Below are 22,753 nucleotides of genomic sequence, written 5' to 3' on the forward strand. Positions count from 1 at the left end.
CCGGGGGACGGGAGGGGGCGGCGGGGGCGGGAAAAGCCGGCGCCCCGCCCTCTAACTGTCCAGCCCGATGGCGAACGCGGCCTCCAGATCATGCTGGGAGTACGTCCGGAACGCCACATGCGTATCCGTCCCCTCCACCCCCGCGATCTTGCTGATCCGCCCCGGAATGACCTCCGCCAGATCCTCGTGCTCCCGCACCCGCACCATCGCGATCAGGTCATACGTCCCGGTCACGGAGAACACCTCGCTCACGCTCTCCAGCGCGGCGATCTCCTCCGCGATCTCGGGAATCCGGTCCACACTGGTCTTGACGAGGACGATCGCGGTGATCACGGCTGGTTCTCTCCCTCGGGGGCCGGAGCAGGGGTGCCCTTCACTGTAGTCGCCCGCCCGAACCGCACCCACGCGTAGCCGAGCCCCAGCCCGAACCCGATCAGATGCGCCAGATACGCCACCCCCGGCCCCTCACCGACCTGCCCGGAAGCCGCCACCCACTGCAGCGCGGCCCAGAACGGCAGCACCACCCACGCCGGCAGCCGCACCGGCAGGAAGAACAGGAACGGCAGCAGACTGGTGACCCGCGCCCGCGGGAACAGGAACAGGAACGCGCCGAGCACCGCCGAGATCGCCCCCGAGGCACCGACCAGCGACCGCTCGGACCCGGCGTTGGCGGCGGCGTACCCCAGCAGCGCGAGATAGCCGCAGCCGGCGTAACAGAGGGTGAACCGCACCTGGCCCATCCGCGCCTCGGCCATCGCTCCGAAGACCTGGAGGAACAGCATGTTGCCGAGCAGATGCACCCAGCTGCCGTGCACGAACAGCGCCGTGGCGGGGGTGAGGAGGGCCGCGGGAGTGATCCCGGGGGATCCTTCGAACAGGTCTGCGGGAATGACGCCCCAGCGCCTGAAATAGGCCCTTTGCGCGGCCAGCAGCTCCTCCCCGCCGCCGTCCGCCGGGTTGAGGCCCGACGCCGGTCCGATGAGGAAGACCAGGCAGCACAGCACGATGAGGGTGTGGGTGACCGGCGCGGACGTCCCCCGGATCGCCCCGGCGGCCGCCCCGCTCCACTTGCGGATCATGAACACAGAGCATGACGTAACCGGACGCAACCGCACAGACCGCCTCGCCGCCCCGGACGGGCGGGCGGCGAAGACCCCCCAGGCCGTAGGGTTACGAGCCACACGCACCGGGGATCCGGTGTGTCACGGACACTGGAAGGAAGGCGAACAGCCACGATGACGGTTCCTCTGCCGACCGCCTCGACGCGGTGGCGCTGCACCCTCTGCGGCAACCTCACCCGCTTCGACGTGACCCGCTCCTCGAAGGTCGTCGAGTACGTCCACCTCGATCTGGCCGGAGAGCCCAAGGTCGAGGAGCGCCAGGTGCTCGATGAGACCATTGAGACGGTGAGGTGCCGCTGGTGCAACGCGGTGGACCAGGTGGAACTCGTGGACAGGCCGGGTGCCGGCTCCTGACTGGGAGCGGGCCCCGCTGACGGCGACCCCGCGCACGGGGCCGCACACAGGCATTGGGGTGTGACGGATGGTGGAGACCACGGGCGGGGGGCCGCAGGACGGCGCCGCCGAGGTGCTCGACCGTCCGCTGCCCGACGGCGTGCGCCGCAGGGTCGTACAGATCGTCGCCGACGGGTTCGGCGGCCTCACGGTCGCCGAGCTGCCCGCCCAGCTGCGGCAGTACGCGCGCTTCGCCCCGAACCGGCGCGCCAAGTTCGCCGGCAACGCCATGGCCGCCGCGCTGGAGACCGAACCGCTGTTCCGGCAGCGCATCGGCGAGAAGCTCAGAGAAGCCCAGCCGGAACTGACCGGCGCCCTCGACTCCGGCTCCCCGCCCCCGGCCGCGGACCCGCTCGACGTGGCGGCCGCGGCCTATGTGCTCCGCCCGCCCGGCTGGGTCAAACTCGTCACCGCCGCCGGCGAGGAGGCCCAGCGCGCCGACGCCGAGCGCGCCGACGAGGAGACCCGGGCCGAGCTGGAGCGGCTGCGTACCGAGGCCGCCCGCGCCCGCGAGCACACCAGGTCCGAGACCGAGCGGCTGCGCGCCGAGCTGGACGCGGCGAAGAAGGAGAGCGAGTCGCTGCACCGCAAGCTGCGCTCCGCCCTCAGCGACGTCAAGCGCGGCGAGGCCGCCGTGCGCAAGCTGCGCGGCGAGATGGAGACCGTACGCGCCGAGGGCCATGCCCAGGTGTCGGCCGCCGAGAGCGAGAGCCGGCGCCTCAAGGCCCGCCTCGGGGAGGCCGAGGCCGCCCTCGAGGCCGCCCGCCGGGCCGCCCGCGAGGGCCGCAGTGTCGAGGACATGCGGGTCCGGCTGCTCCTCGACACCGTGCTGGACGCCGCCCAGGGGCTCCGCAGGGAGCTGGCGCTGCCCCCTGTGTCGGTCCGGCCCGCCGAGACCGTGGACGCCGTCGAACCCGGCCGGATGACCCCGAAGGACATCGCCAACCGCGCGCTGTCCGAGCACGACCCGGCCGTCCTCGACCAGCTGCTGGCGCTGCCCCAGGCCCATCTGGTCGTCGACGGCTACAACGTCACCAAGACCGGCTACCCCCAGATGCCCCTCGAGAAGCAGCGGCTGCGGCTGCTGGGCCAGCTCGCCCAGCTCGCCGCCCAGACCGGCGCCGAGGTGACCTGCGTCTTCGACGGCGCCGAACTGGCCGCCCCGGTGCTGCTCGCGCCGCCGCGCGGCGTGCGGGTGCTGTTCTCCAAGCCGGGCGTCACCGCCGACGAGCTGATCCGCCAGCTGGTGCGCGCAGAGCCGCCGGGCCGGCCCGTCATCGTCGCCTCCACCGACCGCGAGGTCGCCGACGGAGTGGCCCGCGCCGGCGCGCGCCCGGTCGCCTCCGCGATGCTCCTCAAGCGGCTCGCGTAACCCTCTTCCTCACAGGGCTTACCTCACGCATCCTGCGCATCCGTCCCCCGTGCAACGTACGGGATCTATGCCCGAATTGACGGAACCGTCACGCAACGTAGCGTCAATCGGACGTCACTGCAGGTGAGTTGGGACCGAATAAACGCCCTGTGACGGAGATTTTGTGCCCGGGGATTTGAACTGATCACAAGAGAATCACTATGGTCAGGCTTCGAACCCTCGCTCGCGCGATCACTCTCGAGAAGGAGCTCGTCTCCGTGGCGTCCCACCGTCGTCCCAAACAGCCGAGCCGCGCACGCGTGACTGTGCTCACCACCGCTGCCGCCGCCGCTGTCGTCATGAGCTCGCAGGCCGCCAACGCGGCGCCGAGCGAGAAGCCGAGCAAGGACGAGGTCAAGGCCAAGGTCGACAAGCTCTACGAGCAGGCGGAGCAGGCCACCGAGAAGTACAACGGCGCCAAGGAGAAGCAGGAGAAGCTCCAGAAGGAGATCTCCACGATCCAGGACAACGTCGCCAAGGGCCAGCAGGAGCTCAACGAGCTGCGCGACGGCCTCGGTTCGATGGCCAGCGCCCAGTACCGCAGCGGCGGCATCGACCCCTCCCTCCAGCTCTTCCTCTCCGCCGACCCGGACGACTACCTCGACAAGGCGTCCACGCTCGACCAGCTGAGCACCCAGCAGGTCGACGCGCTCAAGGAGATCCAGGCGAAGCAGCGCGAGCTCGCCCAGCAGCGCTCCGAGGCGTCCGAGAAGCTCAACGACCTCTCCGCCACCCGCACCGAACTGGGCAAGAAGAAGAAGGAAGTCCAGGGCAAGCTGTCCTCCGCGCAGAAGCTGCTCAACACGCTCACCGCGGCGGAGAAGCAGCAGCTCGCCGACGAGCAGAGCCGCGCCACCCGCACCAGCGAGCGCGACGCCCTCTCGGTGAACGTCCCGGCCGGCTCCGGCCGCGCCGCCGCCGCCTTCGCCGCCGCCCAGAGCAAGCTCGGCACCCCGTACGTCTACGGTGCCACCGGCCCGTCCTCCTACGACTGCTCCGGCCTCACCTCCTGGGCGTACGCGCAGGCCGGTGTCGGCATCCCGCGCACCTCCGAGGCGCAGACCGGCGCGGGCACCCGGATCTACTCCGTGAGCCAGCTCAAGGTCGGCGACCTGGTGTTCTTCTTCAACGACCTGCACCACGTGGGCCTCTACGCGGGCAACGGCCAGATCATCCACGCCCCCCGCACCGGCACCGTCGTCCGCTACGAGTCGATGAACACCATCGGCGGCCCCTTCATGTTCGGCGTCCGCGTCTGACACCTGTCCGCGTGCCCCCGAACGGGGGATTCGCAGCCGCGCCGATCTTCCCCACGCCCCGCCTCTGACGCAGGTCACAGGCGGGGCGTCACTGTGTGCACCGGACACGGCCAACGCTCCGGGCGTCGTCGTGACGGCTACTGTCTGCCGCGTTTCCCTGTCCGCCAGCGGAAGGAGCGCGGCTTCCCGTGGGGTCCCATCGCCGTAACGCACCCTCGTCCGGATCCGACCGGGGCGCCGTCGTCGCCCTCGGTCTGCTGTCGGCGGCGGCCACCGCCCTCGGCACCGTACCGGCCGCGGCCGCACCGCACGACGTCACCCGGGCCGACGTGGACCGCCTGTACCGGGAGGCCGAGAAGGCGACCGAGGCGTACAACGAGGCCGACGAGCGGGCCGACGCACTGCGCCGGCAGATCGCCGCCGCCCAGGACGGCATCGCCCGGCAGCAGCAGCGCGTCAACACCATGCGGGAGTCGCTGGGCTCACTCGCCGGCGCCCAGTACCGCTCCGGCGGCCTCGACACGGCGCTCACCCTGCTGCTCTCCGACGATCCCGAGGACTACCTGGAGAGGGCCGCCGTCCTGGACCGGATCACCGTCCATCAGGCCGGTGAGCTCAGGAGGCTGCGCGCCGCCCTGCGCTCCCTCGCCCAGGACCGCGCGGAGGCGGCCGGGAAGCTCGGCGCGCTGGAGAAGAGCCGCGAGGACGTCGCCGCGCACAAGCGGGCCGTCGAGCGCAAGCTCACCGAGGCCCGCCGGCTGCTCGGCTCCCTCCCGGCCGGTGAACGCGCCGCCTGGGACCGCGCCTCCCGCTCCGCGCGCGCGGACCTGCTCGGCCCCGCGGTCCCCGCGTCGGGCCGCGCGGCGGCCGCCGTCGCCGCCGCCCGCTCCGCGCTCGGCAAGCCCTACGTATGGGGCGCCAACGGCCCCACCGGATTCGACTGCTCCGGACTGACCCAGTGGTCGTACGCACAGGCCGGGGTCGCGCTGCCGCGCACCTCGCAGGCCCAGCGGTACGCCGGCCGGCAGGTCCCGCTGTCCGAGGCGCGCCCCGGTGACCTGGTCGTCTACCGCTCCGACGCCAGCCATGTCGGCATGTACATGGGCAACGGCCAGGTGATCCACGCGCCCTATCCCGGCGCCCCGGTGCGCTACGACCCGGTCGGGATGATGCCGGTCTCGTCGGTCACCAGGGTCTGACCGCACCGGCCCGGCACCCGTACCCTCGAAAGGTGGCTGGTCGAAGGCGGGTGCCGGGTGCGTCGGTGATGGCGCTGTGTCTGCTCCTCGTCGCCCTCGTGGGGTGCGGGGCGGGGCCGGCCGTCGACGCCGCCCGCGCGGAGGTCCAGGCCGTCCTCGACCGGCGCGCGGAGGCCGTTCTCGACCGTGACCCGGCCGCGTACGCCCGTACCGGCACCCGGGCCGGGTTCGACAACCTGCGCGCCGTGCCGCTCGCGGACTGGTCGTACCGGGTCACCGCCCTGGACCGCACCGGCGACACCGCCACCGCCTCCGCCGACCTGCGCTACCGCGTCGAGGGCTACGACGGGTCCCCGGTCACCACCGCCCGCTCGCTGAGCCTGAGCCGGGACGGGGACGGCCGCTGGTACGTCGACTCCGACCGGCCCGCGCAGAAATCCGGCCAGCAGTTGTGGGACCAGGGCGCCGCCCGCGCCGTACGCGGTGAGCGGAGCCTGGTCCTGGGCGTCGGGCAGCCCGACGACAAGCTGCGGGAGTACGCCGGGCTGGCCGACCGCGCCGTACCCGCCGTGTCCGACGCGTGGGGGCCTCGGTGGGCCGGGCGCGTGGTCGTGCTCGTCCCGGAGACCCTGGAGGGCATGGCGGGCCTGCTGGGCTCGCCCGCCTCCTCCTACCGGGGCATCGCGGCGGTCACCACGGGCACCACCGGCGAGGACGGCCCGGCACCGGCGGACCGGGTCATCGTCAACCCGGACGCCTTCGGACTGCTGGGCGACTCGGGCCGGCAGATCGTCCTCACCCATGAGACGACCCATGTCGCCACCCGCGCCCACACCTCCGCCGCGACCCCGCTGTGGCTGTCCGAGGGCTTCGCCGACTGGGTCGGCTACCGCGGCAGCGCCCGCACCCCCGCCGAGACCGCGCCGGAACTCGCCCACGCGGTGACCAGCGGCGAGGTTCCGGCCGGACTCCCCGAGGACGAGGACTTCGGCTTCACGGGCGACGCGGACCGGCTGGCCCGCGCGTACGAGAGCGGCTGGCTGGCCTGCCGCCTCATCGCGACCCACTGGAGCGAACAGCACCTGATCGACTTCTACCGGGCAGTCGGCGCCCACGAGGACCGCGAAGGCGCGGTGGAATCAGCAATGCACAGCGTCCTGAACACCACCCGAGAAGCCTTCACAGCCAAATGGCACCAGTACATGAAAACCACCCTCCCCTAACCCCACCCACCCTCCGCGGTCCCCGCCCTCCGCGCGCCCCGCCAGCCGCATCCCTTCGCGTGCCCCGCCCTCCGCGCGCCCGCGTGCCCCGCCAGCCGCGGGCAGTCGTGCCGCTGGGGCGGCACGGGTGGGCGCGACGGCACCCCGTGAGCGCCGGGCCGCGCGAAGTCCCCCCGGCCCACACCGACGTGCGGCGCCGCGCAATCGCCCCGCCAATCCTCAGGGCCCCCGGCCCTCGACACCGCACGGGTGGGCGCGACGGCACCCCGTGAGCGCCGGGCCGCGCGAGCACCCCCCGGCCCACACCGACGCCGGCGTCAGGACGACACCGGCGACTCCGCCGCACGCGCGACCGCCCGCACAGAAGAGCCCCGCCCCGGCACCGTCGCAGACCACAGCACCCGCCCCGCCACAACAGCCGCGGCCACCAGCAACCCATTACGGGACACCAGCAGCGCGACACCGAGCGCATCGCTCGCCACCACATGCCCGAACCACACCGGAAACTCCAGCACCGTCACCAGCGAAGCCCCCAGCACCAGCACAACCGGCACCCCCATCCGACTCCCGCGAAAACAGAGGCACACCCCCGCGAGCCCCACCAGCCACACCATGTACTGCGGACTGATCACCCGACTCGTCGCCGTGAACAACAGCACCGCCACGAACGCCGCGTCAGCGACCCCGCACGCGGAAAGCCGGCCGGCCCGCACCCGCCACCACACCAGCCACCCCAACGCACCCCCGCTCAGCAGCAGCGCCCCCGTACTCACCCACCCCACATACGGCCCCAGAAACTCCACCGAGCCGTAGTTCAGCAGCACCTGCCCCTCCCACCCATGGTGCCGGGCCACATGAAAGACCAGCGCCCCCAGCGACTCCACCTCCGTCCCCCGATCCCGCTGAAACCCGAGAAACGCGAACGCCCCCGGCATCAGCACGGCGAACACCCCGGCCACCCCCACGGCGGTCCCCACCGCCCACACCCACGCCCCCCAGCGCCGTACCCCGACCAGCAACAGCGCCGGCCAGACCTTCACCACGGCCCCGAACCCCACGAGCACCCCCGCCAGCCGTGGATGGCGGACGGCCGCCAGCAGCGCCGCCACGGCGACCGCGGTCACCATCACGTCGTAGCGCGCGTACACCGTCGGCCCGAGCAGCGGCACCCCCACCACCCACACCCACGCCCCGCGCGCCGACCGCCCGGCACCGCGCCCCCCGTGCAGCAGCAGCCCCAGCGTGACCAGGTCGGCGACGAGCGCCAGCACGAAGAACGCGGTGGCGTACTCCAGGAAGGGCAGCAGCCCGGGGGAGAGGACCGCCAGCGCCGCGGCGGGCGGATACTGCCAGGTGACGTCCTCCAGCGGAAACGTCCCGGTGCGCAGGACGTCGTACCAGCCCCGGTAGATCACCGACACGTCGGTGGTGACGTCCGGCCCGGGGAAGGCGATCACCTTCAAAACGCACAGCAGCAGCGCGGCCCGCGTCAGTCCCCACAGAAGCAGCAGCCCGGCGAGGGAGCCCCGTACGGCCGTCGTCCTCATGTGCTCCCTGCCCGTCCGGTGTGGGGGTCCGTGCGCAGCCATGATGTCCCGGACTCCTGTGCACGTGCCACGGAACGCCGCCGTGGCGGACGCCGTACCCCCCGTTCGGTAGGGTCGGCGACGATGCACAAGACCTTGATCGTGACCAACGACTTCCCGCCCCGCCCCGGCGGCATCCAGGCGTTCCTGCACAACATGGCGCTACGGCTCGACCCCGAGCAGGTGGTCGTCTACGCGTCCACCTGGAAGCGCTCCCGGGAGGGTGCCGAGGCGACCGCGGCCTTCGACGCCGAGCAGCCCTTCACCGTGGTACGCGACCGTACGACGATGCTGCTGCCCACTCCTGCCGCCACCCGGCGGGCCGTGGGACTGCTGCGCGAGCACGGGTGCACGTCGGTGTGGTTCGGGGCGGCGGCGCCGCTCGGCCTGATGGCGCCGGCACTGCGCCGCGCGGGCGCCCGGCGGATCGTCGCCACCACGCACGGCCACGAGGCCGGCTGGGCCCAGTTGCCCGCCGCACGCCAACTCCTGCGCCGTATCGGCGAGTCCACGGACACGATCACCTACCTGGGCGAGTACACGCGCTCCCGGATCGCCACCGCGCTCACCCCCGAGGCGGCCTCCCGGATGGTGCAACTGCCACCCGGCGTCGACGAGAAGACCTTCCACCCCGGCTCGGGCGGCGACGCCGTACGCGCCCGCCTCGGGCTGACCGACCGCCCGGTGGTCGTCTGCGTCTCCCGGCTGGTGCCGCGCAAGGGGCAGGACACGCTGATCCGGGCGATGCCCGCGATCCTGGCCGCCGAACCGGACGCCGTCCTGCTGATCGTCGGCGGCGGCCCCTACGAGCAGGACCTGCGCAAGCTCGCCGCCGTCACCGGCGTCGCCGACTCCGTACGCTTCACCGGCTCCGTCCCCTGGTCCGAGCTGCCCGCCCACTACGGCGCCGGCGACGTCTTCGCCATGCCCTGCCGCACCAGGCGCGGGGGCCTGGACGTCGAAGGACTCGGCATCGTCTACCTGGAGGCCTCGGCGACCGGCCTTCCTGTCGTCGCCGGCGACTCCGGCGGCGCCCCCGACGCGGTCCTCGACGGCGAGACGGGCTGGGTCGTCCCCGGCGATTCCCCCGCCCAGACGGCGGACCGCATCACAACCCTCCTCGCCGACAGGGAACTCCGCCGGCGAATGGGCGAACGGGGCAGGGAATGGGTGGAACAGAAATGGCGCTGGGACCTACTGGCCGAACACCTCAAGAACCTTCTCTGAAGGGCCGAAGGCGGCGGGACTCCTCCGGCGAGATCGACTCCCTCAGGGGCGCGGGGAACTGCGCGACCAGCCACATCGCACCCGCCCACGGCGCCATAGTCGCACCCCGAACCGCGCCCCACCACCGACTACTTGGCGTAGATCGCCTCGATCTCATGAGCGTAGTCCTTGACCACGACATTCCGCTTCAGCTTCAGCGACGGAGTCAAATGCCCGGACTCCTCGGTGAACTGAGCCGGCAGAATCCGGAACTTCCGCACGGACTCCGCCTTGGAAACCGCCGAGTTCCCGTCATCGACGGCCGTCTGAATCGCCGCGTTCAATTCGGGATCCTCGCTCAGCGAAGCCGCCGTCGACCCCGCCGGCTTCCCGTGCTCCGCGGCCCAACGCCCCAGGAACTCCTCGTCGATGGTGACCAGCGCGCCCACGAACGGCCGCCCGTCGCCCACGACCATGCACTCCGCGACCAGCGCGTGCGCCCGGATCCGGTCCTCGATGACCGCCGGGGCGACGTTCTTGCCGCCCGCCGTCACCAGTATCTCCTTCTTGCGGCCGGTGATCCGCAGATAACCGTCCTCGTCCAGGGTGCCGATGTCCCCGGTGTGGAACCAGCCGTCGGCCAGCGCCTCGGCGGTCGCGGCCGGGTTGTTCCAGTACTCCTTGAACAGGTGCTCGCCGTGCAGCAGCACCTCGCCGTCATCCGCTATCCGCACGACCGACCCGGGCAGCGGCTGGCCGACCGTGCCGATCTTCTGCCGGTCCCACGGGTTGAACGCGGTCGCCGCGCACGACTCGGTGAGGCCGTAGCCCTCCAGCACGCTGAAGCCGATCCCGCGGAAGAAGTGGCCCAGGCGCTCGCCCAGCGGGGCACCGCCCGAGATGGCGTACTCGCCGCGCCCGCCCAGCACCGCGCGCAGCTTGCCGTAGACCAGCTTGTCGAACACCTTGTGCTTGACCTTCAGACCGACCGACGGCCCGGACGGTGTGTCCAGCGCCCGGCTGTAGGCGATCGCCGTGTCCGCCGCCTTGTCGAAGATCTTGCCCTTGCCGTCGGCCTGCGCCTTGGCCCGTGCCGAGTTGTAGACCTTCTCGAACACGCGCGGCACACCGAGGATCAGCGTGGGGCGGAACGCGGCCAGCTCGTCGGTGAGGTTCTTGATGTCGGGCAGACAGCCCAGCTTGATCGGCGCCATCATGGGCGCGATCTGCACCAGCCGCCCGAAGACGTGCGCGAGCGGCAGGAACAGCAGCACCGAGCACTCGCCCGTGCGGAACAGCGGCCGCAGCCGCTCCACGATGTTGCCGCACTCGGCGAAGAAGCTGCGGTGGGTGAGCACACAGCCCTTGGGCCGGCCGGTCGTACCGGAGGTGTAGACGATGGTCGCCGGGTCGTCCGCCTTCGCGAAGGAGCTGCGCTCCTCGACCGTCCGGTCCGTGACGTCCTGGCCGAGCCGGTCCAGCTCCCCGATCGCGCCGGCCTCGATCTGCCACAGGTTCTTCAGCGCGGGCAGCCGGTCGCGTACGGACTCCACGGCCGCCGCGTGGGCGTCGAGCTCCACGAAGCAGGCGGTGGCGCCGGAGTCGCTGAGGATCCACGCCACCTGCTCCGGCGAACTGGTCTCGTAGACCGGCACGGTCACCGCGCCGGCGCTCCAGATGGCGAAGTCCAGCAGCGTCCACTCGTAGCGGGTGCGGGACATCAGGCCGACCCGGTCGCCGGGCTGCACACCGGCGGCGATCATGCCTTTGGCGGCCGCCCGCACCTCCGCCAGGAAGGTGGTCGCCGTCACGTCCTGCCAGGTCCCGCCCACCTTGCGGGCGATGACGGCGACATCGGGGTGCTGCGCGGCGTTTCTGCGGACGATGTCGGTCAGATTGCCGTCCGCGGGGACCTCGTACAGGGCCGGAAGGCTGAACTCGCGCAAGACTGCTGCTCCTCTTAGGGCGCCGGCGCCACGACGTTGTGCGATGCGACGACGGTGCGGTCCAAGGCTCGGGCGGGTGCTCGCGGATTCACATGTTGAAATCCTGAGCACGACTGGACTGCCCGGACGTTACCCGCCGGTATGGCTTCTACGACAGGGGGTCCCCGCGAGATGTTCGCTGCGTCACACGGGTTGGTGTTTCATTGCGCACAGTAGTCCACCCCTGAACCGCCGGGCCAGTAACCGCAGGTAGGCACGCCATTGTTCACGCATGCCGCACACGCTTACCCTTGATCGCCATGGCATCCACACCAGGCGGAAACCGGCGGAGAAGCGTCCATGTGGTCAGCGACGTGCACGGCAACGCCCGTGACCTCGCCCGGGCCGGCGAGGGCGCCGACGCCCTGATCTGCCTGGGTGACCTGGTGCTCTTCCTGGACTACGCCGACCACTCCCGGGGCATCTTCCCCGACCTCTTCGGCCGGGAGAACGCCGACCGCATCGTGGAGCTGCGCACCGCCCGGCGCTTCGAGGAGGCGCGCGAGTTCCAGCGCGGGCTGTGGGAGGGCATCGGCATGGACAAGGCCGCGGCCATCGAGAAGGCGGTGCGCAAGCAGTACGCCGAGCTGTTCGCCGCGTTCCCCACCCCGACGTACGCGACCTACGGCAATGTCGACATGCCGCCCCTGTGGCCCGAGTACGCGGGCTCCGGCATCACCGTGCTGGACGGACAGCGGGTGGAGATCGGCGGCTGGACCTTCGGCTTCGTCGGCGGCGGGCTGCGTACGCCGATGCGGACGCCGTACGAGATCGGTGACGAGGAGTACGCGGCGAAGATCGAGGCCGTGGGCGAGGTCGACGTGCTGTGCACGCACATCCCGCCGGAGGTGCCCGAGCTGGTCTACGACACCGTCGCGCGCCGCTTCGAACGCGGCAGCCGTGCCCTGCTGGACGCCATCCGCCGCACCCGGCCCCGCTACTCCCTGTTCGGACACGTCCACCAGCCGCTGGCACGGCGGATGCGGATCGGCGCCACCGAGTGCGTCAACGTGGGCCACTTCGCGAGCCGCGGGCGGCCCTGGCGGCTGGAATGGTGACGATGCCCCAGGTCGGGTGAGTTGCGCCGGTGGGGCGCGCGATAGCCTTCCCCCGCACGACGACTACCGGCCCGCATCTGGAGGAGCCACGGCGATGGCGGAATACACCAGCTCGAGCATCACGATCGAGGCGGCGGCGGCCGACGTGATGGGGGTGATCGCCGACTTCGCCCGCTACCCGGACTGGACGGGTGAGGTGAAGGAGGCGGAGGTCCTCGCGACCGACGCCGAGGGCCGCGCCGAGCAGGTGCGCCTCGTCATGGACGCCGGCGCGATCAAGGACGACCAGACCCTCGCCTACACCTGGACCGGCGCGCACGAGGTCTCCTGGACCCTGGTGAAGTCCCAGATGCTCCGCTCCCTCGACGGCTCGTACACCCTCACCCCCACCACCCCGGGCACCACAGAGGTCACGTACCGCCTCACGGTCGACGTCAAGATCCCCATGCTCGGCATGATCAAACGCAAGGCGGAAAAGGTCATCATCGACCGAGCCCTGGCAGGCCTGAAAAAGCGAGTGGAATCCCCCACGAAGTAACCGCGCCGCCGGGGCGACGCTCACCCCCGCGGCCCCTGCGGGCGCCCGCGCCGCCGTCACGCGGCCCACCACGCGCCGCGTAACTGCGGGCACCCGCGCGCCGTAACTGCGGGCACCCGCGCCGCCCCGCCCCTGCGGGCACCCGCGCCGCGTAGCTGCGGGCATCCGCGCCGCCCCGCCCCTGCGGTCATCCGCACCACCGTCACGCGGCCCACCGCTCGCCCCGCCCCTGCGGGCGCCCGCGCCGCGTAACTGCGGGCAATCGTGCCGCTGGGGCGGCACGGGTGGGCGCGGCGGCACCCCGCGAACGCCGGGCCGCGCAACACCCCCCGCCCGCCTCCACTACCGTTCACCCCCATGCGCACCCTCCTGATCACGGGCCCCGGCGGCAGCGGCCGCACCACGACCGCCGCCGCCACCGCGCTGGCCGCGGCCCGCGAGGGCACCCGCACCCTGCTCCTCGGCACCGACCCCACCGACCCCACCGACCCCGCCGACCCCACCGACCCCCTCCACTCCGCACTGGGCGCCGAGACCACCCCCCACCTCACCACCCGCCGCATCGACCCCGACACCACCGCCCGGGAAGACCTCACCGCCCTCCAGACCCGCGCCGCCCCCGCCCTCGACCTCCTCGGCACCCCCCGCCTTGACCCCGAGGAATTCACCCCCCTCCCCGGCGCCGAGGAACTCGCCATCCTCCGCGCCCTGCGCGACGCCGCACTCGACGACTCGTACGACCTCCTCGTCGTCGACCTCCCGCCCACCCCCCGCGCCCTCACCCTCCTCGCCCTCCCCGAAGAGCTCCGCCGCTACCTCCGCCGCCTCCTCCCGCCCGAGCGCCAGGCCGCCCGCGCCCTGCGCCCCATGCTCGGCCGCCTCGCCGGCGTCCCCATGCCCGCCGAGTGGCTGTACGAGACGGCAGCCCGCCTCGACCTCCAACTCGCCGCCGTCGAGGCCGTACTCGCCGACCGCGGCACCGTCGTACGCCTGGTCGCCGAACCGGGCCCGGCCGGCGCCGACGCCGTACGCACCGCCACCCTCGGCCTCGCCCTGCGAGGCCTGCGCACGGACGCGCTGATCGCGAACCGCGTCCTCCCGGAGAGCGACCCGGACAGCTGGCTCGCCGGCCCCGTCGCCCAGCAGCGCAAGACCCTGGACGAGTGGCGTCAGTCGTACGACGTCCACCCGGTGGCCCACCTCGGCCGCGACCCCCGGGGCGCCGACGACCTCGCCGCCCTCGCCGTACCCCCCGCCCCGACCGGGTCCGGCACCGTCACCTGGCCGGTCACCGACCACCTCGCCGACGACGACGGCGTCCTGGTCTGGCACGTCCCCCTCCCCGGCGCCCGCCGCGACGAGCTCGACCTGGTCCGGCGCGGCGACGAGATCGTCGTGACCGCGGGACCGTTCCGCCGCACCGTCCCGCTGCCCTCCGCCCTGCGCCGCTGCACCGTCGCGGGCGCGGCCCTGCGCGACGGCGAACTCCGTATCCGGTTCCGTCCGGATCCGGCACTGTGGCCGCGCACCCGCTGAACCGGCACCGGCCGTTCGGGTACCGTCGACAGTGCCACCCGCAGTCAGGAGCCCGTCATGAGCGAACAGCTCCCCCCGTCCGACGACGCAGGGGACGAGATCGTCGAGAAGCCGGCGGAGGACGTACGGGCGGCCCCCACGGAAGCCGAGGCCGCGGCCGAGACCCACGCCGACGCCTGGGCGACCGCCGCCGCCGAGGACCTGGAGGCGGAGAAGGCCCGCCGCCGCGCCGAGTACGGACCGCCCCCCGGCTCCGCCGCCGAGGAGCTGAAGAAGCTCGTCGACACGATCGCCGACAAGCTCTCCGGCCTGCAGTCCCCGCTGCTCGGCGCGGTCGCCGGGCCGGCCGCGCAGCAGGTGGTCCGGCAGGTCGTCCAGCAGGCGAAGGCCGCCGTCGAACCCGTCATCGAACGCAACCCGGACGTCTTCGACCACCTCGCCGCCGCCGGCAGCGAACTGCTCGCCGCCTACCGCTCCGCCGTACAGGACCAGGAGCGCCGCTGGACGGCCCGCGAGTCCGGCCCCCGCGACCCCGAAGAGCGCCGGGACCGGGGCGACGACCCCGGAACGGGCCCCGGCGAGCGCATCGACCTGGACTGACACCGCGTTCCCCGGCGGGGTTCCCATGGTCCCGCCGGACCGTTCACCGTACGGACGCACGGCCCTCGCGGGCAGCGCCTCGGGTACCGTTGGCGGTAGCGGGGCTCGACCGAAACTGAGGGATTCATGGGACTCACCATCGGCGTCGACATCGGCGGCACGAAGATCGCGGCCGGCGTGGTCGACGAGGAAGGCAACATCCTCTCGACCCACAAGGTGCCGACACCGGGTACGCCCGAGGGCATCGTGGACGCCATCGCCTCCGCGGTGGAGGGAGCGCGCGCCGGGCACGACATCGTCGGCGTGGGCATCGGTGCGGCCGGATACGTCAACCGCCAGCGCTCCGAGGTCTACTTCGCCCCCAACATCCACTGGCGCAACGAGCCGCTCAAGGAGAAGGTCGAGGCCCGCACGGGACTCCCGGTCGTCGTGGAGAACGACGCCAACGCGGCGGCCTGGGGCGAGTACAAGTTCGGCGCGGGCGCCGGCCACCGCAACGTCATCTGCATCACGCTCGGCACCGGCCTCGGCGGCGGCATCATCATCGGCAACAAGCTGCGCCGCGGCCACTTCGGCGTGGCCGCCGAGTTCGGCCACATCCGCATGGTGCCCGACGGCCTGCTGTGCGGCTGCGGCTCGCAGGGCTGCTGGGAGCAGTACGCCTCCGGCCGCGCCCTCGTCCGCTACGCCAAGCAGCGCGCCAACGCCACCCCGGAGAACGCGGAGACGCTGCTCTCCCTCGGCGACGGCACGCCCGACGGTATCGAGGGCAAGCACATCTCCATGGCCGCCCGCCAGGGCGACCGGGTCGCCGTCGACTCCTACCGCGAGCTGGCCCGCTGGGTCGGCGCCGGCCTCGCCGACCTGGCCTCCCTCTTCGACCCCTCCGCGTTCATCATCGGCGGCGGCCTCTCCGACGAGGGCGAACTGGTCCTCGGCCCGATCCGCAAGTCCTACAAGCGCTGGCTGGTGGGCAGCAACTGGCGCCCCGTCGCCGAAGTCCTCGCCGCCCAACTGGGCAACAAGGCGGGCCTGGTCGGCGCGGCGGACCTGGCCCGGGAGCCCGACCCGGTGATGTGACACCCCTGCCTCCACGCACGGCCGCGCCCGCCTGATCCCCTCCGGGGACGGCGGGCGCGGCCGTGACCGCCCTCAAGTGCCCGCCGCTGTATGTTGATCCGCATGGCGACGACTCCGCTGCTGCCCGACTCCCGGACCGAGTCCGACGGTTCGGCCGTCATCCGGGTGCTCAGCTACAACATCCGTTCGATGCGCGACGACACCGGCGCGCTCGCTCGGGTGATCATCGCCTGCGCTCCCGATCTGGTCCTGCTCCAGGAGGCACCGCGGTTCTTCCGCTGGCGCAAGAAGCTGGCCCGGCTCGCCTCGGAAACGGGACTCGTCGTCCTGTCCGGGGGTGCCACCGCCGCCGGGCCCGCGATCCTGTGCTCGCTGCGGGCCACCGTCGAGCGGACCGAGGATGTGCTGCTGCCGCTCACACCGGGGCAGCACCGCCGTGGGTTCGCCACCGCCGTCGTACGGTTCGGGGGTGCGCGCATCGCGGTGCTGAGCTGTCACCTCTCGCTGGAGAAGAGCGAGCGGTACGCGCAGGGCGGGATGCTGCTGGACCGGCTCGCCGGGATGGGTGCCGAGCACGCCGTCGTGGGCGGTGATCTGAACGAGCGGCCGGACGGGCGTACCTTCCGGCGGCTCACCGAGTCGCTCACCGACTGCTGGGACGCCGCTCCCTGGGGCGGTGAGCACACCTGGACCCGCGACGAGCCGCACCGGCGGATCGACGCCCTGTTCGTCGGCAAGGGCGTCGAGGTCCTGGGGTGCGGCGTGCCGGTCGGGCAGCCCGGCGTGAGGGAGAGCGACCTCGCGGCGGCCACGGATCACCTTCCGGTGCTGGCCGCCCTCCGGGTGCCCGCCGTCTGACCGGCGTCAGACCACCGCGCCGCGCCCCGGGTCGTCCTCGTCCTCGTCGTCCGTGCGCATCCGCATCACCAGCGTGACGAAGCCGCCCAGGAAGCCGCCGATGCACAGGGTGGTCAGCCACCAGGACATCTCCCAGCCGAGCAGTACCGCCAGCAGAAGCAGCAGCGGGCCGCCCAGCACCCCCAGCCAGGCGAACCTCGACGTGACGTCGACGTCCGGCAGCGGGGGAGGCTCCGGCGGGACGAAGTGGCCCTCGTCGGTCTCGTCGAGATCATCGTCCGAGGGCTCCGGCACGCTGTAGTCGCGCGGTCCGCCGACCCCGGGCGCGAAGGAGACGGAGCCGCCCAGCGGCTTGGCCGGCTTCTCCTCGGCCTTCCGTGTCGTCGTCGTCCCCGCCTCGCCGTCGTTGGTCTCCGGCTCCAGCAGGGCCAGATCCTCGACGGACTTGAACGGCTTGGCGCCCGGCGGGTCCGGCGGCTCGTCGCCGTACCCGGCGACGATCGCCTCCCACGCGGCGGACTCGTCGAAGGGGACCCCCTTCTCCTCCGGCTCACGGCCTTCACGGCCTTCACGGCCCTCGCGGTCCTCGCGGTCCGAGTCGTGCTCAGCCACCTGCGGTCGTCCCTTCCTTGCCGAGACCCGGCTCCCTGACGGCGCCGGGCGTCAGCCGGCCGATGAACGCGGTGCTCTCCTCGAAGATCCGCTCCGCGTCATAGTCCAACGTCGCCACGTGGTAGCTCTGTTCCAGCAGGATCTCCGTGATGTCCGTCGACGACACCCGGCCGAGGATCCGCGCCGAGTCCGCGGGCGGCACCACATGGTCCTGCGGGCTGTGCAGCAGCAGCAACGGCTGGGTGACCTGGGGCAGCTCGCCGTCGACCAGCCGGAAGAAGTTCCGCAGCGAGTGCGCCGCGTGCAGCGGCACCCGGTCGTAGCCGAGCTCCCTGCTCTGCGGCTTCGCGATGTCGCTCGCGATGCCCTTCGTCGCCGGGACGAGATGGCGCAGTACGGGGAGGGCGTGCGCGGCCACCCCGTGCATCCTGTTGGCGGGGTTGACGAGTACGACGCCCCGGAGCGCGTCACCGTGCCGTGCCGCCAGCCGCAGCGCCAGCGCGCCGCCCATCGACAGACCGGCGACGAAGACCCGCTCACGGCGCTCCAGCAGCAGCCGCAGCTCGCGGTCCACCTCCGCGTACCAGTCCTGCCAGCCGGTGACCCCGAGGTCCTGCCAGCGGGTGCCGTGCCCGGGCAGCAGCGGCAGTGAGACGGTCAGACCGCGGGCGGCGAGATGCTTCGCCCACGGGCGCAGCGACTGAGGCGAACCGGTGAAGCCGTGGCAGAGGAGGACGGCGGTCTCCCCGCCCTCGTGGCGGAACGGCTCGGCTCCGGGCAGGAGCGGCACCTTCGGCCTCCTGTTCGTAGGAAGGTCTGGCACGTCAGGGTGATCGCGGCACGCGCCGCACAAGGGTTGCAGGACCTTCACCGTACGCGACCGCACTGACACCGACCAGGGCCGTCGGACCCTTTGACGGCGCTCCGGGATATGGTCTGACCAACACGCACGGGAGGCACTCGGTTGTTGTACGGCACGATGAAGGTCGCCATCGGAGGGCCGCTGAAGCTCGCGTTCAGGCCCTGGGTGGAGGGCCTGGAGAACATCCCCGCCGACGGACCGGCCATCCTGGCCAGCAACCACCTGTCGTTCTCCGACTCCTTCTTCCTGCCTGCCGTGCTGCACCGCAAGGTCACCTTCATCGCCAAGGCCGAGTACTTCACCACACCGGGGATGAAGGGCCGGCTGACGGCCGCCTTCTTCAAGGGCGCGGGTCAGCTCCCGGTGGACCGGTCCGGCGCGCGCGGCGCCGGTGAGGCCGCGATCAAGAGCGGGATAGAGGTGCTGGAGCGCGGCGAGCTGTTCGGCATCTACCCGGAGGGCACCCGCTCGCCCGACGGCCGCCTCTACCGGGGCAAGCCCGGCGGTCTCGCGCGTGTGGCGCTGGCCACCGGGGCGCCCGTGATCCCGGTCGCGATGATCGACACGGAGAAGATCCAGCCGCCCGGACAGGTCATGCCGAAGCTGATGCGGCCCGGCATCCGGATCGGCAGGCCGCTGGACTTCACCCGCTACCAGGGCATGGAGCACGACCGTTTCGTCCTGCGCGCGGTGACCGACGAGGTCATGTACGAAATCATGAAGCTGTCCGGCCAGGAGTACGTCGACATGTACGCCACCGCCATGAAGCGTCAGCTCACGGAGGCGGCCAAGGCCGAGAAGGAAGCGGAGAAGGCGGCGAAGGCCGCACTCGCCCGCGCGGAGAAGGAACAGGCCGACAAACTGAAGGCCGCGATGGAGCAGACCGGCCGGGAGCAGGACGGGAGACCGTCCGGCCCGTAGACGTGGGCTCGGGGGAGTGGGGGACATGACCAGGCGCGAACGAGTCATGCGCATGTCGGTCGAGCAGCCGCTGTGGCGTGCGCTCACCGGCTACCGGATCCTCACCCTCCTCTACGCGATCGGCCTGTTCGCCACCGCCTACGAGACGTTCCCCCGCCCCTGGATCGCCGTCGGCTACTACATCGTCCTCGCGGTGTGGACCCTGGCCACCCTGCCCAGGACGGCGAGCGCCGCCGCCTGCACCAAACGCTTCCTCACCGCCGACCTGACCATCGCGCTCACCGGCATCCTGCTCACCCCGATCGCCGACGCGCCCGCACGCGTCGAGGCGGGCGGCCCGACCCTGCCGTCGATCTGGACCGCCGGATCGGTGCTCGCCTTCGCCATCAAGGGCGGCTGGCGCTGGGCGGCCCTCGCCTCCACCCTCGTCGCCGTCGCCAACCTGATCGAACGCGGCGGCCCCGCCCGCGACACCGTGCACAACGTGATCCTCGTCTGGGTCGCCTCCATCGCCATCGGCTACGTCGTCGAGGTCGCCCGCGCCTCCGAGCGCACCCTCGCCCGCGCCCTGGAGATCGAGGCGGCGACCAGGGAACGCGAGCGGCTCGCGCGGGACATCCACGACAGCGTGCTCCAGGTCCTGGCGATGGTGCAGCGGCGCGGCGCGGTGATCGGCGGTGAGGCGGCGGAGCTGGGCCGGATGGCCGGCGAGCAGGAGGTCGCCCTGCGCACCCTGGTCTCCGGCGGTCTCGTCCCCGTCACCCGCGCCTCCGAGGACACCGCCCAGGGAGCCGTCGTACGGGCCGTCGACGAGGACGACACCACCGGCGACGAGCCGGTCGACCTGCGGGTCCTCCTCGCCCCCTACGCCGGGGCCCTGGTCAGCCTCGCGGAGCCCGGAGCGCCGGTCCGGCTGCCGGCGCCCGCCGCGCGGGAGGTCGCCGCCGCCGTGGGAGCCGCCCTGGACAACGTCCGCGCGCACGCGGGGGAGCGAGCCCGCGCCTGGATCCTCGTCGAGGACGAACCGGACGAGGTGATCGTCACCGTCCGCGACGACGGACCCGGCATCCCCGACGGCCGGCTCGCCCAGGCCGAGGGCGAGGGCCGGCTCGGCGTGGCCCTCTCCATCCGGGGCCGGCTGCGCGACCTCGGCGGCAGCGCCGAACTGATCTCCGTACCGGGGCAGGGCACGGAGGTCGAACTGAAACTGCCCAAGGATCAGCTGGAAACGGACACGCGGCGGGGGAAGGCGGAACGGCGATGACGGACACCACGGAGGAGCGCGAGAACATCAGGGTCATGGTCGTCGACGACCACCCCATGTGGCGCGACGCCGTCGCCCGCGACCTGTCCGAGTCCGGCTTCGAGGTCGTCGCCACCGCCGGCGACGGCGAGCAGGCGGTGCGCCGCGCCAAGGCCGTCGCACCCGACGTCCTCGTCCTCGACCTCAATCTGCCCGGCAAGCCCGGCGTCCAGGTCTGCAAGGAGGTCGTCGCCGCCGGCCCCGCCGTACGGGTGCTGGTGCTGTCGGCGAGCGGGGAGCACGCCGACGTCCTGGAGGCCGTCAAGTCCGGCGCCACCGGCTACCTGCTGAAGTCCGCCTCCACCGAGGACCTGCGGGACGCGGTACGCCGTACGGCGGCCGGCGACCCGGTGTTCACCCCCGGCCTCGCCGGACTGGTCCTCGGCGAGTACCGCCGTCTCGCCTCCGAACCGGCCGGTGCCGCCCCCGGCTCCGGCGAACCGGGCGCGCCCCGGCTGACCGACCGCGAGACCGAGGTGCTGCGCCTGGTCGCCAAGGGTCTCAGCTACAAGCAGATCGCCGAACGCCTCGTCATCTCGCACCGCACCGTGCAGAACCACGTACAGAACACCCTCGGCAAGCTGCAGCTGCACAACCGCGTCGAGCTCGTCCGCTACGCCATCGAGCGCGGCCTCGACGACGAATAGGCCCAACGACCCCTCTCCGTCGAGGAATTGACCGTCCCGGCCATGTCGATGTGACCCGGATCACCCTTACCGTGCCAGGTGGGAACGAACGGCATTTCGGCAACCATGGCGAAGGGACACTTCCATGCGGGTCGGAGTACTGACCGGAGGCGGCGACTGCCCCGGGCTCAACGCCGTCATCCGGGCCATCGTCCGCAAGGGCGTCCAGGAGTACGGGTACGACTTCACCGGGTTCCGGGACGGCTGGCGCGGCCCCCTCGACGGGCGCACGATCCCCCTCGACATCCCCGCGGTGCGCGGCATCCTGCCCCGCGGCGGCACCGTCCTCGGCTCCTCCCGGACCAATCCGCTGAACGAGGAGAACGGCGTCCGCCGGATCAAGGACAACCTCGCCGCGCTGGGCGTGGACGCCCTCATCACCATCGGCGGCGAGGACACCCTCGGCGTCGCCACCCGCCTCACCGACGAGTACGGCATCCCGTGCGTGGGCGTGCCCAAGACCATCGACAACGACCTGTCCGCCACGGACTACACCTTCGGCTTCGACACCGCCGTCGGTATCGCCACCGAGGCCATCGACCGGCTGCACACCACCGCCGAGTCACATATGCGGGTCCTCGTGGTGGAGGTGATGGGCCGTCACGCCGGCTGGATCGCCCTCCACTCGGGGCTCGCCGGCGGCGCGAACGTCATCCTCATCCCCGAGCAGCCCTTCGACGTCGACCAGGTGTGCGCGTGGGTGACCTCGCGGTTCCGGGCGTCGTACGCGCCGATCGTGGTCGTCGCCGAGGGGGCCGTGCCGAGGGACGGCGACATGGTGCTCAAGGACCAGTCCCTGGACTCCTTCGGACACGTCCGGCTCTCGGGGGTCGGGGAGTGGCTGGCCAAGCAGATCGAGAAACGGACCGGCAACGAGGCCCGCACCACGGTCCTGGGGCACGTCCAGCGGGGCGGCACACCCAGCGCGTTCGACCGCTGGCTCGCCACCCGCTTCGGCCTCCACGCCATCGACTGCGTACGCGACGGCGACTTCGGCAAGATGGTCGCCCTGAACGGCACGGACATAGTCCGCGTCCCGATGGCCGCCGCCACGGCCCACCTGAAAACGGTGAACCCGACCCTCTACAAGGAGGTAGGAGTCTTCTTCGGCTGACCCCCGCCCCCACCGCCACCCACATGCCCACCCTCCGCGCCCCGCGCTTGCCGCACCCCCGCGGTCGCCGGCGTGCTCGCTCTCCGCGGTCGCCGGCGTGCTCGCTCTCCGCGGTCGCCGGCGTGCTCGCTCTCCGCGGGCAATCGTGCCGCAGGGCGGCACGGGTGGGCGCGACGGCACCCCGCGAGCGCCGGGCCGCGCG

General features: G+C 72.4%; 22 protein-coding genes. 16 read left to right on the plus strand and 6 right to left on the minus strand.

The window, feature by feature from the left end; translation table 11 throughout:
* Positions 1-51 precede the first annotated feature (51 nt).
* Together IF28_RS0132695 and IF28_RS0132700 are read right to left on the minus strand one after the other, a co-directional pair.
* On the minus strand, positions 52-333 hold the full coding sequence (locus IF28_RS0132695; protein WP_030228131.1) for an Lrp/AsnC family transcriptional regulator: 282 nt from the start codon (positions 331-333) through the stop codon (positions 52-54).
* Positions 330-1,079 carry a rhomboid family intramembrane serine protease gene (locus tag IF28_RS0132700; RefSeq protein WP_030228135.1) on the minus strand — a complete coding sequence of 250 codons (750 nt, stop codon included), beginning with the start codon at positions 1,077-1,079 and terminating at the stop codon, positions 330-332. Before IF28_RS0132700 ends, IF28_RS0132695 begins: the two co-directional genes overlap by 4 nt.
* A 156-nt stretch (positions 1,080-1,235) precedes the next feature.
* On the opposite strand from IF28_RS0132700, the gene IF28_RS0132705 reads away from it, so the two are divergent.
* From IF28_RS0132705 to IF28_RS0132725, 5 genes are all read left to right on the plus strand, one after another.
* Positions 1,236-1,475, plus strand: a complete 240-nt coding sequence (locus IF28_RS0132705) for a hypothetical protein (protein ID WP_030228137.1) — start codon at positions 1,236-1,238, stop codon at positions 1,473-1,475.
* A 67-nt stretch (positions 1,476-1,542) separates the two neighbouring features.
* Positions 1,543-2,886, plus strand: coding sequence for an NYN domain-containing protein (locus IF28_RS0132710; RefSeq protein ID WP_030228140.1), 1,344 nt, complete (start codon positions 1,543-1,545; stop codon positions 2,884-2,886).
* A 257-nt stretch (positions 2,887-3,143) separates the two neighbouring features.
* Positions 3,144-4,184, plus strand: a complete 1,041-nt coding sequence (locus tag IF28_RS0132715) for a C40 family peptidase (RefSeq protein WP_030228143.1) — start codon at positions 3,144-3,146, stop codon at positions 4,182-4,184.
* 188 nt (positions 4,185-4,372) lie between these two features.
* Positions 4,373-5,383, plus strand: a complete 1,011-nt coding sequence (locus IF28_RS0132720; RefSeq protein WP_030228145.1) for a C40 family peptidase — start codon at positions 4,373-4,375, stop codon at positions 5,381-5,383.
* Between the two features lie 32 nt (positions 5,384-5,415).
* A complete protein-coding gene (locus IF28_RS0132725; RefSeq protein ID WP_030228148.1) occupies positions 5,416-6,606 on the plus strand; it encodes a hypothetical protein in 1,191 nt (396 codons plus the stop codon).
* 317 nt (positions 6,607-6,923) lie between these two features.
* Here IF28_RS0132725 and IF28_RS0132730 read toward each other — a convergent pair whose 3' ends face one another.
* Positions 6,924-8,153, minus strand: coding sequence for a glycosyltransferase family 87 protein (locus IF28_RS0132730; RefSeq protein ID WP_030228152.1), 1,230 nt, complete (start codon positions 8,151-8,153; stop codon positions 6,924-6,926).
* A gap of 123 nt (positions 8,154-8,276) precedes the next feature.
* Between IF28_RS0132730 and IF28_RS0132735 the strand changes: the two genes are divergently transcribed.
* Positions 8,277-9,419 carry a glycosyltransferase family 4 protein gene (locus IF28_RS0132735; RefSeq protein WP_030228154.1) on the plus strand — a complete coding sequence of 381 codons (1,143 nt, stop codon included), beginning with the start codon at positions 8,277-8,279 and terminating at the stop codon, positions 9,417-9,419.
* 128 nt (positions 9,420-9,547) lie between these two features.
* Here IF28_RS0132735 and IF28_RS0132740 read toward each other — a convergent pair whose 3' ends face one another.
* On the minus strand, positions 9,548-11,344 hold the full coding sequence (locus IF28_RS0132740; protein ID WP_030228156.1) for an AMP-dependent synthetase/ligase: 1,797 nt from the start codon (positions 11,342-11,344) through the stop codon (positions 9,548-9,550).
* 299 nt (positions 11,345-11,643) lie between these two features.
* On the opposite strand from IF28_RS0132740, the gene IF28_RS0132745 reads away from it, so the two are divergent.
* The 6 genes from IF28_RS0132745 (at position 11,644) to IF28_RS0132770 (ending at position 17,053) form a co-directional block, all read left to right on the plus strand.
* The gene (locus IF28_RS0132745) at positions 11,644-12,441 is read left to right on the plus strand and encodes a metallophosphoesterase family protein (RefSeq protein WP_030228158.1); all 798 of its coding nucleotides are present in this window, start codon (positions 11,644-11,646) and stop codon (positions 12,439-12,441) included.
* Between the two features lie 94 nt (positions 12,442-12,535).
* On the plus strand, positions 12,536-12,979 hold the full coding sequence (locus IF28_RS0132750; RefSeq protein WP_030228160.1) for an SRPBCC family protein: 444 nt from the start codon (positions 12,536-12,538) through the stop codon (positions 12,977-12,979).
* Between the two features lie 357 nt (positions 12,980-13,336).
* Positions 13,337-14,515 carry an ArsA family ATPase gene (locus IF28_RS0132755; RefSeq protein ID WP_030228163.1) on the plus strand — a complete coding sequence of 393 codons (1,179 nt, stop codon included), beginning with the start codon at positions 13,337-13,339 and terminating at the stop codon, positions 14,513-14,515.
* 57 nt (positions 14,516-14,572) lie between these two features.
* The gene (locus IF28_RS0132760; RefSeq protein ID WP_030228166.1) at positions 14,573-15,115 is read left to right on the plus strand and encodes a DUF5304 domain-containing protein; all 543 of its coding nucleotides are present in this window, start codon (positions 14,573-14,575) and stop codon (positions 15,113-15,115) included.
* A gap of 126 nt (positions 15,116-15,241) precedes the next feature.
* The gene (locus IF28_RS0132765; protein ID WP_030228167.1) at positions 15,242-16,195 is read left to right on the plus strand and encodes an ROK family glucokinase; all 954 of its coding nucleotides are present in this window, start codon (positions 15,242-15,244) and stop codon (positions 16,193-16,195) included.
* Positions 16,196-16,297: 102 nt separating this feature from the next.
* Positions 16,298-17,053, plus strand: a complete 756-nt coding sequence (locus IF28_RS0132770) for an endonuclease/exonuclease/phosphatase family protein (RefSeq protein ID WP_030228168.1) — start codon at positions 16,298-16,300, stop codon at positions 17,051-17,053.
* A 6-nt stretch (positions 17,054-17,059) separates the two neighbouring features.
* Here IF28_RS0132770 and IF28_RS0132775 read toward each other — a convergent pair whose 3' ends face one another.
* On the minus strand, positions 17,060-17,665 hold the full coding sequence (locus IF28_RS0132775; RefSeq protein WP_030228169.1) for a hypothetical protein: 606 nt from the start codon (positions 17,663-17,665) through the stop codon (positions 17,060-17,062).
* Positions 17,658-18,455: an alpha/beta hydrolase gene (locus IF28_RS0132780; protein ID WP_030228170.1), complete on the minus strand. Its 798-nt coding sequence runs from the start codon at positions 18,453-18,455 to the stop codon at positions 17,658-17,660. The genes IF28_RS0132775 and IF28_RS0132780 overlap by 8 nt, the downstream gene beginning before the upstream one ends.
* Before the next feature lie 189 nt (positions 18,456-18,644).
* Between IF28_RS0132780 and IF28_RS0132785 the strand changes: the two genes are divergently transcribed.
* The 4 genes from IF28_RS0132785 to IF28_RS0132800 all read left to right on the plus strand — a co-directional run bounded on the left by IF28_RS0132785 (position 18,645) and on the right by IF28_RS0132800 (position 22,551).
* Complete coding sequence (locus IF28_RS0132785) at positions 18,645-19,448, plus strand: lysophospholipid acyltransferase family protein (RefSeq protein WP_037894564.1); 804 nt, start codon at positions 18,645-18,647, stop codon at positions 19,446-19,448.
* Positions 19,449-19,473: 25 nt separating this feature from the next.
* On the plus strand, positions 19,474-20,712 hold the full coding sequence (gene macS / locus IF28_RS0132790; protein WP_030228175.1) for a MacS family sensor histidine kinase: 1,239 nt from the start codon (positions 19,474-19,476) through the stop codon (positions 20,710-20,712).
* Positions 20,709-21,398: a response regulator gene (locus tag IF28_RS0132795; protein ID WP_030228178.1), complete on the plus strand. Its 690-nt coding sequence runs from the start codon at positions 20,709-20,711 to the stop codon at positions 21,396-21,398. The genes macS and IF28_RS0132795 overlap by 4 nt, the downstream gene beginning before the upstream one ends.
* 124 nt (positions 21,399-21,522) lie before the next feature.
* Complete coding sequence (locus IF28_RS0132800; protein ID WP_030228182.1) at positions 21,523-22,551, plus strand: 6-phosphofructokinase; 1,029 nt, start codon at positions 21,523-21,525, stop codon at positions 22,549-22,551.
* The last annotated feature ends 202 nt before the right edge of the window (positions 22,552-22,753 follow it).

The sequence above is a fragment of the Streptomyces sp. NRRL WC-3626 genome (assembly GCF_000718785.1).
Lineage (GTDB): Bacteria > Actinomycetota > Actinomycetes > Streptomycetales > Streptomycetaceae > Streptomyces > Streptomyces edwardsiae.

Bases quoted from the DNA above. Each gene is read 5' to 3' on its own strand.
- IF28_RS0132700 (WP_030228135.1), bottom strand. From the start codon at position 1,079: ATGATCCGCAAGTGGAGCGGGGCGGCCGCCGGGGCGATCCGGGGGACG.
- IF28_RS0132705 (WP_030228137.1), top strand. From the start codon at position 1,236: ATGACGGTTCCTCTGCCGACCGCCTCGACGCGGTGGCGCTGCACCCTC.
- IF28_RS0132710 (WP_030228140.1), top strand. From the start codon at position 1,543: ATGGTGGAGACCACGGGCGGGGGGCCGCAGGACGGCGCCGCCGAGGTG.
- IF28_RS0132730 (WP_030228152.1), bottom strand. From the start codon at position 8,153: ATGAGGACGACGGCCGTACGGGGCTCCCTCGCCGGGCTGCTGCTTCTG.
- IF28_RS0132735 (WP_030228154.1), top strand. From the start codon at position 8,277: ATGCACAAGACCTTGATCGTGACCAACGACTTCCCGCCCCGCCCCGGC.
- IF28_RS0132745 (WP_030228158.1), top strand. From the start codon at position 11,644: ATGGCATCCACACCAGGCGGAAACCGGCGGAGAAGCGTCCATGTGGTC.
- IF28_RS0132750 (WP_030228160.1), top strand. From the start codon at position 12,536: ATGGCGGAATACACCAGCTCGAGCATCACGATCGAGGCGGCGGCGGCC.
- IF28_RS0132755 (WP_030228163.1), top strand. From the start codon at position 13,337: ATGCGCACCCTCCTGATCACGGGCCCCGGCGGCAGCGGCCGCACCACG.
- IF28_RS0132760 (WP_030228166.1), top strand. From the start codon at position 14,573: ATGAGCGAACAGCTCCCCCCGTCCGACGACGCAGGGGACGAGATCGTC.
- IF28_RS0132765 (WP_030228167.1), top strand. From the start codon at position 15,242: ATGGGACTCACCATCGGCGTCGACATCGGCGGCACGAAGATCGCGGCC.
- IF28_RS0132770 (WP_030228168.1), top strand. From the start codon at position 16,298: ATGGCGACGACTCCGCTGCTGCCCGACTCCCGGACCGAGTCCGACGGT.
- IF28_RS0132785 (WP_037894564.1), top strand. From the start codon at position 18,645: ATGAAGGTCGCCATCGGAGGGCCGCTGAAGCTCGCGTTCAGGCCCTGG.
- macS (WP_030228175.1), top strand. From the start codon at position 19,474: ATGACCAGGCGCGAACGAGTCATGCGCATGTCGGTCGAGCAGCCGCTG.
- IF28_RS0132795 (WP_030228178.1), top strand. From the start codon at position 20,709: ATGACGGACACCACGGAGGAGCGCGAGAACATCAGGGTCATGGTCGTC.
- IF28_RS0132800 (WP_030228182.1), top strand. From the start codon at position 21,523: ATGCGGGTCGGAGTACTGACCGGAGGCGGCGACTGCCCCGGGCTCAAC.